The sequence below is a fragment of the Sphingobium lactosutens genome (assembly GCF_013393185.1).
In the GTDB taxonomy this organism is placed as follows: domain Bacteria; phylum Pseudomonadota; class Alphaproteobacteria; order Sphingomonadales; family Sphingomonadaceae; genus Sphingobium; species Sphingobium lactosutens_A.
Map to the genome: position 1 here is coordinate 57,121 of NZ_QJQX01000054.1, position 13,099 is coordinate 70,219.

Sequence of the window (13,099 nt, forward strand, 5' to 3'; positions counted from 1 at the left end):
GGCAATGACGATCCAAGTTTTTCGATAGGATCAGGCGCGCGCAACAAAATGTCAAAATCTGCGGGACATGTGCGAAGTTAAGCAGGGCGGGACAAGAGCCGCGCCGGTTTCGCTTGCTCCCTTTGTGCCGCAGCCATTGGATAAGTGCGCTGAAGCGCCTAAATAGGCGCAAATGCCGCCATCCACGCCCGATTCCACGCCGATTCCGCCCATCTGGGCGACCTTCCGGCGCTTCCTGCCCTATCTCTGGCCAGCCGACGCGCCCGCGCTCCGTCGCCGGGTGACGATCGCCATGCTGCTGGTGCTGCTGGCCAAGGCGGTCAGCCTCGCCATGCCCTTCGCCTACAAGGCGGCGGTCGACCGTATGGCCCCCGGCCTCGAACCCGCCGCCGGCCTCGCCATAGCGCTGGTTGTCGCCTATGCCGGCGCGCGCTTCGGCAGCGTACTGTTCGACAACCTCCGCAACGCCGTCTTCGAAAGCGTGGGGCAGGAGGCGGGCCGTCGCCTGTCGGACGACGTCTTCGTCCATCTCCACCGCCTGTCGCTGCGCTTCCACCTCGACCGCCGCACCGGCGCCGTCACCAAGATCGTCGAACGCGGCACCAAGAGCATCGACACGATGCTCTATTTCCTCCTCTTCAACATCGCCCCCACCATCATCGAACTGCTCGCGGTCTGCGCCATCTTCTTCGTGAAATTCGGCCCCGGCCTCGTCCTCGCCACGCTCGTCATGGTCGGCGCCTATATCTGGTTCACCCGCACCGTCACCGAATGGCGCAACCAGCTGCGCCGCGACATGGTGGACATGGACACCAGCGCCGTCGCCCATGCCGTCGACAGCCTGCTGAATTTCGAGACGGTCAAATATTTCGGTGCGGAGGATCGGGAGGCGAGGCGCTACAGCGCGTCCATGCGCCGCTACGCCAAGGCGGCGGTAAAGTCGGAAAACAGCCTTGCCTGGCTCAACATCGGCCAGTCGCTCATCACCAACCTGATGATGGCGGGAGCGATGGGCTATACCGTCTGGGGCTGGAGCGTCGGCAAGTTCACCACCGGCGACGTGGTGCTGGTGAACACCCTTCTTTCCCAGCTGTTCCGCCCGCTCGACCTGCTCGGCATGGTCTATCGCACCATCCGGCAGGGGCTGATCGACATGGAGGCCATGTATCAGCTGATCGACACCCGGACCGAAGTGGCCGACGCCCCGAACGCGCCTTCGCTCCATGTCGCGGGCGGCGAGGTCCGTTTCGACCATGTCCGCTTCGGCTATGATCCCGAGCGCGAAATCCTCCACGGCGTCAGCTTCACCGTTCCGGCGGGCAAGACGCTGGCGATCGTAGGCCCGTCCGGCGCAGGCAAGTCGACTATCGCCCGCATCCTCTTCCGTTTCTACGACATTCAGGACGGCCGGGTGACGATCGACGGGCAGGATATAGCCGGGGTCGCCCAGCACTCGCTGCGCGCCGCGATCGGCATCGTGCCGCAGGACATGGTGCTCTTCAACGACACGGTCGGCTATAATATCGGCTATGGCCGCGAAGGCGCGAGCCAGGCGGAGATACAGGCAGCGGCGCAGGCAGCGTCGATCCACGACTTCATCATGGGCCTCCCCAAGGGCTATGACACGCGCGTCGGCGAACGCGGGCTGAAACTGTCAGGCGGTGAGAAACAGCGCGTCGCCATCGCCCGCACCCTGCTGAAAGACCCGCCCGTGCTGGTGCTGGACGAAGCGACCAGCGCGCTCGACAGCCGCACTGAAACGGAAATCCAGACCGTGCTGCGCGACATCAGCCGCAAGCGCACGACGCTGGTGGTGGCGCATCGCCTCTCGACCGTGGTCGACGCCGACGAGATCATCGTGCTGGATCAGGGCCGCATCGTCGAGCGCGGCCGTCATGCCGATCTGGTCCGCGCCGACGGCCTCTACGCCATAATGTGGGCGCGTCAGGCCGCCGAGCGGGACGTCGCCCCCTCCGAACCAGGCGTCGAGGATGTCTTCGAGGTGATGCGGCCGCTTTCTTAAGGCGTGCCCGTGCTTTCCTGCATCCGCCGCTCGGCGAACCATTGCGACAGCATCTGGGCGGTGCAGCCGGTAAAGCCGGCCGCGCCGTTGACCGAACAGCTATTGGGCAGATTCTGCCGCTGCGTCGCCTCCATTGTCGCGACCTGGCTGCCCCAGCCGGGACCGCCCGACGGCGCAGGCTTCTCGCGCAACTTCTTGGGAATGCGATAGCGTTCGGATTCCGGTCGCCGGGCGCAGACCACGATCTCGTCACCCTTGCCCTGCGGACAGGGATCATCGCCATAGACGAGCAGGTTGATCGTCCGCTCCGGCGGCGGCGCAGGCTGCGCCAGCACGGGCGCCGGAAGCAGGGCGACCAGCGAAAGGGCGATCAGAGGAAATGCGCCAAGACGTGGCATAGAAACTGGTCCTTCATTCCCCTGTGGTGAAAGTCGCGGGTGCCCCAAGTCCCGGTCCTGTGGATAGGACGGCGCAAGGCCGTCCCACCCGTCATTCCTGCGGCGGCTTGGTGCCATCCTGCGGCGTCGGCTGCTGCTTGCCCTTGGCCTCGGCCTCTTCCTCGGCCTTCACCCGTGCTTCGATCGCCTTGCTGTCGGCATCGATGGTCGACAGGCGCTTGGCGCGCTCGGCCGCGACCAGATCCTTCCAGCTGGCATTGTCAGCCTGCTGCCGCTCGGCCTTGGCGAGACGCGCGAGCTGCGCGAAGCAGCCGGTCGTGCCGCCCGCGCCAGACGGCGAGCAGCTCTCGGTGCCCGACCGGCCGACATATTCCATCGACCGCACCCGCTCGCCCCAGGCCTGGTTACTCGGCTTGTTGGGATCGCCACGCAGTGGTTCGGGAATGCGATAGCGCTCCTCCTCGCCCTTGCGCGCGCAGACGACGATATCGCCGCCTTGGCTCTGCGGGCAGCTGTCATCGCCATAGACGATGACGATATTGACCTTCTCCGTGCTGCTGCTGGTCGCGGCGTTGGGCGCGCTGTCCTGCTGCGCCAGCGCCGGGACGGCGGCGCCCATCAGGGCGAGGGCGGTGATCCATTTTCCTGTCTTCATCGGTCCGTCCTTATCAGAAGCGCTTGGAAAGCGCGATGGCGGCGCGGCATCCCAGCCGGATCGCGCCGGACAGGAGCGGATAGGCGGGCGCCTGCTCCGCGCCATGGGCGAAGGCGGTGTCGCGATGCTCGGCCTCCTCCGCCTGAAAATCCGCAATGGCGGTGGAGAGTTCCGGATCTTCATTGCCCAGCGCTCCCAGCTGGTCGGCATAATGTTTGTCGATCTCGGTCTCGACCGCCGCGGTGCAGGCCATGGCGGCCTTCGGTCCCATGGCGGCGGTCACGGCGCCAAGGGCGAAGCCCGCGACATTCCAGAAGGGGGCCAGGATGGTCGGGCGCACGCCGCGCCGCGCGATCATCGCGTCGAAGGCGTCGCGATGCCGTTCCTCCTGCGCCGCCATGCCCGCGATCAGCCGGCCATAGGGATGGCGGTCGCCCATCACCGCCAGCTGTCCGGCATAGATGCGCACCGCGCCGAACTCGCCGGCCTGATCGACCCGCACCATGGAGGCGCGATCGGTATCGGTCAGTCGCTTGCCCGGCCTGGGGAAATCCTTGGGAGCGCTCATGCCTTCCTCGCTTTCAGCAGCAAGGCCAAGATGGCGAGCGCGGCGGCGCTGGACAAGAGGCCGTTATAGCCGGCCATGGAAATGCCGAACATGTGCCAGGGCGCCACGTCGCAGCGCGTGATCGGGCTGGCCATGATCTGGTTGAGCAGATCGGTCGCGCTGCCGCCAGCGGGCGAGGTGGAGCAGGTGGTCAGCCCTTCCCACCAGCCATATTCGACCCCGGCATGGAACAGGCCGATAAGGCCGCTAACCCCGACGGCAATACCGGCGAACCCGGCGAACAGGCCGCTGATGCAGGCTCGTCCGCGCACGCCATAGGCAACCAGCGCCAGCGGAATGGCGGCGAAATGGGCATAACGCTGCCACCAGCACATTTCGCAGGGATGCAGCCCGCCGACATATTGGAAGGCATAGGCGCCGGCGAGCATGACGATCGGTGCGAGCAGCGCGAGTGCGCGAGCCTTGGCGAGGGACGGGGACAGGCTGTTCATCATGCCCGCTTAAACCCTCGCCATGCTTTCGTCATGCTGAACTTGCTGGATTATCACAACTTCCGTTCGGTTCGAGCTTGTCGAGAACAGTCGCGAAGGCTTCTCGATCCGTCGACGGCCTCGGGACAGCTTGGCTCGAAGCGAACGGCTATTCTATCTATTTTGCCCCCGGCTTGCGCGCCGCCACCTGCGCCTGGGCGACGGTCGCGCTGGGCGTCCCGGCCAGGCGCGAGATCGTCTTGAGCGCATAGTCGAGCTGGAAATCCTCCACGCCCTTCTTCTTCAGATCCTCGGCCGACATGGCGAAGCGCGGATCGTCCTTGGCATCCTCTTCGAGCGCCTTGTCGTCGGTCTTGATCTCGTTGATCAGGTGACGGCGCAGGTCGCTCTCTCGGAACCTTGGTCGGTTCTTGTAATCCGGATCGGACAGCTGCGGCACGCGGATGTCGGGCTGGATGCCGCCTTCCTGCACGCTGCGTCCCGACGGCGTATAATAGCGCGCCGTGGTCAGCTTCAGCGCCGTCGTGTTGCTCAGCGGCAGCATCGTCTGGACGCTGCCCTTGCCGAAGCTGCGCTCGCCCATCACCAGCGCGCGATGCTGGTCCTGCAACGCGCCCGCGACGATTTCCGAAGCCGACGCCGATCCCGCATCGACCAGCACGATCACCGGCAGACCCTTCGCATCATCGCCGGGCTTGGCATAATAACGCTCGACATCGCCCTTGGCCCGGCCGCGCTGCGACACGATCTCGCCCCGCTCTAGGAAGGTGTCGCTGACGCTCACCGCTTCATCCAGCAGGCCGCCGGGGTTAGAGCGCAGGTCGAGGATATAGCCGGTGGGCTTGTGGCCCAGGCTCTTGTCGATGCTGCGGATCGCCGATCGCACGTCCGCCCCGGTATTGGCCGAGAAGCTGACGATGTTGATGACGCCGATCCCATTCTTCACTTCCCATTTGACGGGCTTGAGCTGGATGATCTCGCGCGTCAGGGTGAGTTCGATCGGCTTGTCGCGACCGGCGCGGACCAGCGTCAGCTTCAGCGACGTGCCCGGCGCGCCGCGCATCTTGTCCACGGCCTCATCCAGCGTGCCGCCATAGATCAACTGCCCGTCGATATGGGTGATATAGTCGCCCGCCTTGATCCCCGCGCGCCAGGCCGGGGTATCCTGCGTCGGCGCGATGACCTTGACCGCGCCATCCTCCTGCGTGACCGACAGGCCAAGGCCGCCATAGCTGCCCTCGGTCTGGGTGCGCAGATTCTGGAAGTCGCGCGCGTCGAGGAAGCTCGAATGCGGGTCGAGGCTGGCGAGCATGCCGTCGATCGCGCCCTTGATCAGCTTTTCGTCATCGACCTTTTCGACATAGTCGCTGCGGACTTTCTGGAACACGTCCATGAATTCATCGAGCGCCTTGTAGCTCGAAGCCTCTCCATCGGCGAGCGCGGCAGTGGTAGCAGGAATGAGCGCAAGCGCCCCGAGCGCAACCGCGCCCTGGAGGAAGGTGGATTTCATGGCTGTCCTTGGAGTCCGCATCAATGCCCCGATATACGCCGATTCGCGGCCCAACGCAAAAGCGCGCTTCGATAGAGTGTCGCTGAGCGACGATGAGCGTCGGGTTAACCGAGCCCCACCAGCGGCACGATATCCACCGGCCGCCCGTTGCGGCGCAGTTCCACCGTGATGTTGGGCCGTTCCGCGCCGGTGATGCCGACCGGGTCGCCCTGCCGCACATAGTCGCCGACCTGCGCGGTCACGCGGTGCAGGCCGGTGATGAGTGTGGTCCAGCCCTGGCCATGGTCGATGATGAGGATCTGGCCATAGTCGCGATAGGGACCGGCAAAGGCGACGCGGCCAGCGGTGGGCGCGATCGCCTGCGCGCCGGGCTGCGTCACCAGGGTCAGCCCGCGCGACCTTACGCCGCTGTCATTGACCTCGCCCATGCCGGTAACGAGCTGGCCGATCACTGGCAGCCGATAAGGCGGCGGGCCGTTGGCGGCGCTTTCGCGCTCGGGGGCGGGCGCTGTGGCCTGATCGGGCCGGGCAGGGCGGGGAAGGGGCCCGGACAGGGCAGCCAGCCGCTCGCGCAGGTCGCCCGCTTCCTCCAGCCGGTCCATCAGGTCGACAATGTCGCGTGCCCGTTCGCCCAGCGCCAGCGCGCGCTCGCCCTCCAGCCCTGCATTGGCGCGATAGTCGCGCGCGGCGACCCGCTTGCGCGCCTCCAATGTGGCGAGAGCGGTCTGCTGTTGTTTACGGTCCGTCTGCGCCTGCGTCAGGGCATCGGCGGCCTGCTGGGCGGTGGCGCGCAGCTTGCGGCTCTGCTCCAGTTCGGCGCGCAGGCCGGCGGTGCGTTGCTGGATCACCGGCAGTATCTGCCCCAGCATTGCACGCATATGGACCGCGTCGGCGATCGATCCGGGCTGCACCAGCGCCAGCGCCAGCGGCCGGCGCGCCATCATCTGGAGCGCGGCGGTCAGGCGCACGACCGGCTCCTGTTTCACCGCGAGCCGCGCGGCCTGGGCGCGCTGCATCCGGTTGATGATGGCGATCCGGGCCTGCGCCGCCTGAATGTCCGCTTCCGCCTGCTGAATGCGCGCGGCGACGGCGGCGGCGCGGCGGCGGGCCTGTTCGGCCTCGTCGCGCGCGGCGGTCGCCTGCTGCTCCAACCGGGCGGAGCGGTCGCGCGCCTCGTCCGACTGGCGGCGGGCGTTCTTGAGCGCCTGCTGCTCCTGCGCCAGCGTCGTACCGGCGGTGCCCGACAGGATGATCGCGTCTCCGTCCGCGGCCGGCAGGCGCGTCGCTGCAAGGGCCATCAGTCCCGCCAGTCCGCCCGCCATGAGGATGTTGCGCTTCACCCGATGCCCCGCCCGTGACAAGTCACTGACTAGGCACAAGATCCGCTCGTGTCGAGGCGCGGAAGCGAAGGATCGTCACCCTTCGCGATGATAGGGATGGTTGGCGAGGATCGAGCAGGTCCGCCACAATTGCTCGGCGAGCATCGCGCGCGCCATCATGTGGGGCCAGGTCATCGCGCCGAAGGCGATCAGCAGGTCGGCATTGGCCCGCTCGGCATCGTCGAACCCGTCCGCCGCGCCGATCAGGAAACGGCATTCGCGCGTCCCCGCGTCGCGCCAGCCCTCGATCCGGCGGGCAAAGTCCATCGACCCGAGCTGCTTGCCCTTCTCGTCCAGCATGACCGTGACGGTGCCGGGACCGACGGGGGGCAGCTTGCCGCCCCGATCGGGCATTTCGGTGATCTTGTGCGGCATGGTCAGCCGCTTGACATAGCGGTCGACCAGATCCGCTTCGGGGGAACGCCCGATCTTTCCGCGCGCAATGATGTGGAGGAGCATGGCTCCCCCTCTAGCCTCTCATCGCGCGCCTGTCGAAGGGGCAAGCCCCCTCATGTCAGGCGATGCCGTGTCAGGCCCCGTATCAGGCGTTGCCCGCGACCGGTGCGTCGACGAAGCCCCACATCCGTTCCAGATTGTAGAAGCTGCGCACTTCCGGCTTGAACAGGTGGACGATCACGTCGCCGGCGTCGATCAGCACCCAGTCGGCGACCGGAAGGCCTTCGACCCGCGCGGAGCGGCCCGTTTCCTTCTTGATCCTCTCGGCGAGATGCTGGGCCATCGCCGCGACCTGGCGCGACGAACGGCCGCTCGCGATCACCATGTGATCGGCGATGCTGCTCTTGCCTTCCAGGGGGATGGAGATGGTTTCCTGCGCCTGGTCGTCGTCGAGCGATTGCATGACAAGGGCGTGCAGGGCGGCCACGGAATCGGCACTGAGGGCCGTGTCGTTGGCAGGGGCGAGGTTAGTCAATTAAACTCCAATCTAGACGATCAACCGGCGCGTGAGCGGATCGCGCACACACGTTGCTTCATATTCGCGATGCCAGAGGGGGTCCGCCTGCCGCAGCAGGGTCGCCGATCTTGGATCAGGGCGAAAGCGCAATAGCACGAGCGCCGGTGGTCTCCAATTCGTCCAGTCTGCACTCTGGCGCGCGGACCGGACGAAGCGCCGCAGCCAACTCATGGCCGTAGAGCCACGGGCATCGTTATCATAGCCGGGACGGGCGATTACGGCAATGGGCATCTGCCGCGCAATGCCGCGCCAGTCCTTCCATTGGGCGAATTGCGCCAGATTGTCGGCGCCCATCAACCAGACGAACTCGTGTCGCGGGTAGCGCCGGACGAGCGCGCGGAGCGTATCGACGGTGTAGCGGGTGCGTAATTCCTGCTCGATCGCGGTGGCGCGAATCGGCGCGCGACGGGCGACTTTTTGGGCATGGGCAAGCCGGGTGGGTAGCGGGGCCATCCCTTTTGCGGGCTTGAGCGGATTGCCGGGGGACACCAGCCACCAGACCTCGTCCAGACCCAGCGCTTGCCCGGCGAACAGGGAAATGGCGCGATGCCCGCCATGCGCCGGATTGAAGGAGCCGCCGAGCAGGCCGATCTTTTTCATAAGGGCGCCATGCCAGCGGACAGGCGGTTCGGCAATGGCGCGGCGGTGCAATCCTACTCCGCCACGGTCAGTGCCTTTGCTTCGTCTGCCTGCGCGTCGCGGGCGATGACGTCGAGCGGTTCCATGGCTTCGATTTCTTTGCCGCCAGTCTCGATGTCGAGGTCGCGGAACTTGCGGCCGGTTGAGAGGACGCGCGTTTCGAAGCTGCCGATGAAGCTGTTATAGTTGGATACCGCGCTGTTAAGGCCCGAGCCGAGGCGCTTCAGGTGCGTCGCGGCGACCGACAGGCGCTCATACAATTCCTTGCCGAGCTGGCCGACCTGCTGCGCCTGTTCCTGCATCTTGGCCTGACGCCAGTGCCCCGCAAGGGTTCTGGCGAGCGGCAGGAAGGTTGCCGGGCCGCAGATGATGACGCGATTGCGCGCTGCCCGTTCCCACAAGTCCATGTCCGCTTCCAGCGCGGCGGTGACGAAATTGTCGCCGGGGACATACATGATGACGAAGTCGGGCGCCTTGGCGAACTGTTCCCAATAGGCCTTGCGGCCGAGCGCATCGGCATGGGTGCGCACCGCGCGGGCATGGTCGGCCAGATAGCGTTCGCGCATGGCTGAATCGACCTGATCGACGGCGTTCAGATAGGCTTCCAGCGAGCATTTGACGTCGACCACCAGCTGCTGGTCGCCGGGCAGGCGGATGATGAAGTCGGGGCGCAGGCGGCCGTCTTCGACCGTGACCGACACTTCCTCCTGAAAATCGACGAAGGGCGACAGGCCGGCCGTCTCGATCAGATTCTTGAACTGCTGCTCGCCCCAGCGGCCGCGCGTCTTGGGCGCGGCGCGCAGGGCGTTGACCAGCTTGGCGGTTTCCTCGCGCACCTGTCCTTGCCCGGCATGGACCATGGCGATCGCCTCGCGCAGTTCGGCATAGCTGCCGACCCGATCCTTCTCGACGCGGGCAAGGCCTTCCTCATAGCGCTTGAGCGTGGTTTCGACCGGGTTGAGCAGCGTCTTGAGCTGCGCCTCGCTCTTTTCGCTCGCCTGGGCGAAACGTTGGTCGGCGCGGGTCAGGAACTGGGTCTGCGCCTGATCGAGCAGCTTGCCGCCAATCTCGCTGAACTGGGCGGACAATTGTTCCTTGGCGTCCTTCAGGGCGGCGATCTGCTGCTCGAAGGCCTGGGTGCGGGCCTGGGTGTCGGACTGGAGCGCAGCCAGTTCACGCAGGGCCGATTCGCGATCGGCCTGAACATGTTCGAGCCGCTGCATGGCGGTCGCCTGCACCGTTTCCAGCCGCTGGTCGGCGGCGATCTGCGCGGATTCGAGACGGCTGATCTGGCTTGTCGCCTGCGCCACCCGCTCCTGCTCGACCGCCAGTTCGGCGATGGCGCCGTTACGCTGGGCCGTGGCGAGGTCCAGCTTGCCGATCAGGTCGGCCTTCTCGGCAGCGAGCGGCGCCAGCGCCTTGCCCTTGAGCAGCCAGCCGACGGCCAAGCCGATCAGCAGCGCGACGGGAATGAGAAGGGCGGCGAGGCTGTCCATTGCATATCCTTGTCTGGAACGAAACGGGAACCTAGCGGCGCCGGCGACGGGTCGCAAGTCCGACAGCGATCTGGACAATCAAAACGATATTATGATATTCGATAGTTAGCTAACTATTGATATGGTTAGGCGGCCTGCGTGCTGGGCGCGGCGAAGCGCTGGCGATAGTCGCCCGGCGACAGGCCGACGAGGCGGTGGAACAGTTTGCGGAAGGCGGCGGCATCCTCATAGCCGACGCTCCAGGCGATTTGGTCGATGGTGCGTTTGGTGAATTCCAGATGCTCGCGCGCCTTGGCGACGCGCAGATGCTGGACATATTCGATCGGAGTCATCGCGGTCGCGGCCTTGAAGCGACGCTGGAAGGTGCGTTCCTCCAGCCCGACCTGCGCCGCCATCTCGCCGACGCTGGCCGGTTTCGCTTCACGGGCGGCGAGCCAGTGCTGGACCTTCAATATCGGCTCGTCGCCATGGGTCATGCGCGGCATGAAGCGGGCGAAATGCTTCTGTTCGCGCCCGGCGGTGTCGACCAGCAGGAACTTGCCCGTGTCCAGCATCACCGTCGGTCCCAGCAGCCGGTCGACCAGTCGCAGGCCAAGGTCGGTCCAGGCCATCAGCCCGCCCGCCGTGATCAGGTCGCCATCGTCGATGACGATCCTGTCGCAGTCCAGTTTCACCGCAGGAAAGCGGGCGCGGAACTGCTCGGCGAACCACCAGTGGGTCGTCGCCGGGCGACCGTCGAGCAGGCCGGTGGCCGCGAGCAGGAAGGCGCCGCCGCAATTGGACGCGAGCGTCGCGCCCTGTGCATGGCGATCGAGCAGCCAGCGGGCATAGGGCGCGGCCTCCTCGGCTTCGGGCACCCCGGTCAGGCGACCGGGGACGAGCCAGATGTCGGGCGTGCCGGGCCGGCCTTCATGCGTGTCGTGACTGCGGGCGAAGCAGCCATCGGCCTGCATCTGCCAATGGCTGACGCGCAGTCGCGGGCCGCCATGCTGGCGCGAATATTGCCCGGCAATGTCGATCAGATCGGTCATGCCATGGACCATCGCCTGCTGGCAGTTGCGGTAGAGGAGGATGCCGATTTCCGCCTTGGGGATCTGCGTCGCGTCCATGGTCCAGCGCCTTTGTCGGAATCGGCCCGCTTAATGTCGGGACCGCCAATCCCGATCCTCCGTCATGTCCCCTAATTCTGCAAGCACAGGGCGTGAAGGACGCCCTCCTGAGAGACGGGAAGGGAATTTCACATGAGCAATTTCATCACCACCAAGGACGGCACCCGCATCTTCTACAAGGATTGGGGGCCGCGCGATGGCCAGCCGATCGTCTTTTCCCATGGCTGGCCGCTCAGCGCCGACGCCTGGGACGCGCAGATGGTCTATTTCGCCGATCAGGGGTTTCGCACCATCGCCCATGACCGCCGCAGCCATGGCCGGTCGGACCAGGTGTGGGCCAACAACAATATGGACCAATATGCCGACGATCTGGCCGAGCTGATCGAAGCGCTGGATTTGGCTGATGTCGTGCTGGTCGGCCATTCGACCGGCGGCGGCGAAGTCACTCGCTATGTCGGCCGCCATGGCACGAAGCGGGTCGCGAAGCTGGCGCTGATCGGTGCGGTGCCCCCGCTGATGCTGAAGACCGAAGCCAATCCGGGCGGCTTGGGCATCGATGTGTTCGACGGCATCCGCAAGGGGACGTTCGATAATCGCAGCCAGTTCTTCAAGGATCTGACCATCCCCTTCTACGGCTATAATCGCGACGGCGCGGTGATTTCCGAGGGCATCCGCGAGGAGTTCTGGCGGCAGGGGATGATGGGCGGCCTGAAGGGCCAGCTCGACTCGATCCGCGCTTTTTCGGAAAGCGATTTCCATGCCGATCTGGCGAAGGTCGATGTGCCGACTTTGGTGCTGCATGGCGATGACGACCAGATCGTGCCGATCGGCGCCTCTGCCCTCTCGACCGCGAAGATCGTTACGCATGCGGTGCTGAAAGTGTATGAAGGCGCAGACCATGGGCTGACGGTCACGCATCAGGATCGGTTCAACGCCGACCTGCTCGATTTCATCAACGGCTGACATTCCCGACCCCGTTCGTTCCGAGCGTTGTCGAGAAACGGTTCTCGACAAGCTCGAACCGAACGGAGGTAGATTAATAGGAGACTTCCCATGACCAAAGAAACCATCCTCATCACCGGCGCGTCGGACGGCATCGGCGCGGTCTATGCCGATCGCTTCGCCAAGCGCGGCGCGAACCTGATCCTCGTCGCCCGCCGGGCCGAAAAGCTGGAGACGCTGGCCGCCACCCTGCGCGAAACCGGCGTTGGCGTCGAAGTGGTCGCCGCCGACCTTGCCAAGGTCGATGATCTTGCCCGGATCGAAGCGCGGCTGCGTGACGACGACGCCATCACCGGTCTGGTCAACAATGCCGGCATCGCGGGCGAACAGAGTTTCGTCGAAACCGATCCGGCCTATCTCACCGGGATGATCGACCTCAACATCCTGGCCGTGACCCGGCTGTCACGGGCCATTGCACCGCGACTGGCGACGAAGGGGGCGGGGACGCTGATCAACATCACGTCGGTCACGGCGCTGATGCCCGACGGCTTCACCGCAGTCTATCCCGCGAGCAAGGCCTATGTGCTCGCTTTTACCGAGGCGTTGCAGGTCGAACTGGGCGGCAAAGGGGTGCAAGTGCAGGCGGTGCTGCCGGGCATCACCCGGACGGCCATCTGGACCGAGGAGCAGATCGCAACCATCCCGCCGCACATGGTGATGGACGTGGAGGTGATGGTCGATGCGGCGCTGGCCGGGCTGGACATGGGCGAGGCGATCACCGTCCCGGCACTGCCGGAAAAGGCTGACCTCGACGCCTATCTCGCTGCGCGGGCGGCGCTGCGCCCCAACCTGTCGCTCAAGGATGCGGCGGCCCGCTACGGAGTGCGTGCCTAAATTTCTCCGTCATTCCTGCCTT

Annotated in this window: 14 protein-coding genes; 3 read left to right on the forward strand and 11 right to left on the reverse strand. The window is 65.7% G+C overall.

Annotated elements, in window-relative coordinates; genetic code table 11:
* Window positions 1–172 precede the first annotated feature (172 nt).
* Complete coding sequence (locus tag DM806_RS14140; protein WP_179043841.1) at window positions 173–2,023, forward strand: ABCB family ABC transporter ATP-binding protein/permease; 1,851 nt, start codon at window positions 173–175, stop codon at window positions 2,021–2,023.
* Here DM806_RS14140 and DM806_RS14145 read toward each other — a convergent pair.
* From DM806_RS14145 to DM806_RS14195, 11 genes are all read right to left on the reverse strand, one after another.
* The gene (locus DM806_RS14145; RefSeq protein ID WP_179043842.1) at window positions 2,020–2,421 is read right to left on the reverse strand and encodes a hypothetical protein; all 402 of its coding nucleotides are present in this window, start codon (window positions 2,419–2,421) and stop codon (window positions 2,020–2,022) included. The genes DM806_RS14140 and DM806_RS14145 overlap by 4 nt on opposite strands.
* Before the next feature lie 91 nt (window positions 2,422–2,512).
* Window positions 2,513–3,076, reverse strand: a complete 564-nt coding sequence (locus tag DM806_RS14150; protein ID WP_179043843.1) for a hypothetical protein — start codon at window positions 3,074–3,076, stop codon at window positions 2,513–2,515.
* A gap of 13 nt (window positions 3,077–3,089) precedes the next feature.
* Complete coding sequence (locus DM806_RS14155) at window positions 3,090–3,644, reverse strand: demethoxyubiquinone hydroxylase family protein (RefSeq protein WP_179043844.1); 555 nt, start codon at window positions 3,642–3,644, stop codon at window positions 3,090–3,092.
* Entirely contained in the window at window positions 3,641–4,135 is a 495-nt protein-coding gene (locus DM806_RS14160) for a disulfide bond formation protein B (protein ID WP_179043845.1), read from the reverse strand. Before DM806_RS14160 ends, DM806_RS14155 begins: the two co-directional genes overlap by 4 nt.
* Before the next feature lie 157 nt (window positions 4,136–4,292).
* Window positions 4,293–5,645 carry a S41 family peptidase gene (locus DM806_RS14165; protein ID WP_179043846.1) on the reverse strand — a complete coding sequence of 451 codons (1,353 nt, stop codon included), beginning with the start codon at window positions 5,643–5,645 and terminating at the stop codon, window positions 4,293–4,295.
* 104 nt (window positions 5,646–5,749) lie between these two features.
* Window positions 5,750–6,967, reverse strand: coding sequence for a murein hydrolase activator EnvC family protein (locus DM806_RS14170; protein WP_218647508.1), 1,218 nt, complete (start codon window positions 6,965–6,967; stop codon window positions 5,750–5,752).
* Window positions 6,968–7,060: 93 nt separating this feature from the next.
* Complete coding sequence (locus DM806_RS14175; RefSeq protein ID WP_179043848.1) at window positions 7,061–7,483, reverse strand: 23S rRNA (pseudouridine(1915)-N(3))-methyltransferase RlmH; 423 nt, start codon at window positions 7,481–7,483, stop codon at window positions 7,061–7,063.
* A gap of 82 nt (window positions 7,484–7,565) precedes the next feature.
* The gene (rsfS, locus tag DM806_RS14180; RefSeq protein ID WP_179043849.1) at window positions 7,566–7,955 is read right to left on the reverse strand and encodes a ribosome silencing factor; all 390 of its coding nucleotides are present in this window, start codon (window positions 7,953–7,955) and stop codon (window positions 7,566–7,568) included.
* Between the two features lie 12 nt (window positions 7,956–7,967).
* Window positions 7,968–8,597 (reverse strand): nicotinate-nucleotide adenylyltransferase, encoded by a 630-nt coding sequence (locus DM806_RS14185; RefSeq protein WP_179043850.1) that lies wholly within the window; start codon window positions 8,595–8,597, stop codon window positions 7,968–7,970.
* 53 nt (window positions 8,598–8,650) lie between these two features.
* Entirely contained in the window at window positions 8,651–10,132 is a 1,482-nt protein-coding gene (rmuC, locus tag DM806_RS14190) for a DNA recombination protein RmuC (RefSeq protein ID WP_179043851.1), read from the reverse strand.
* A 125-nt stretch (window positions 10,133–10,257) separates the two neighbouring features.
* A complete protein-coding gene (locus DM806_RS14195) occupies window positions 10,258–11,241 on the reverse strand; it encodes a GlxA family transcriptional regulator (RefSeq protein WP_179043852.1) in 984 nt (327 codons plus the stop codon).
* Between the two features lie 132 nt (window positions 11,242–11,373).
* Here DM806_RS14195 and DM806_RS14200 point away from each other — a divergent pair, with 132 nt between their 5' ends.
* A complete protein-coding gene (locus DM806_RS14200) occupies window positions 11,374–12,204 on the forward strand; it encodes an alpha/beta fold hydrolase (protein ID WP_179043853.1) in 831 nt (276 codons plus the stop codon).
* Between the two features lie 90 nt (window positions 12,205–12,294).
* Window positions 12,295–13,077, forward strand: coding sequence for an SDR family NAD(P)-dependent oxidoreductase (locus DM806_RS14205; protein WP_179043854.1), 783 nt, complete (start codon window positions 12,295–12,297; stop codon window positions 13,075–13,077).
* Window positions 13,078–13,099 lie beyond the last annotated feature (22 nt).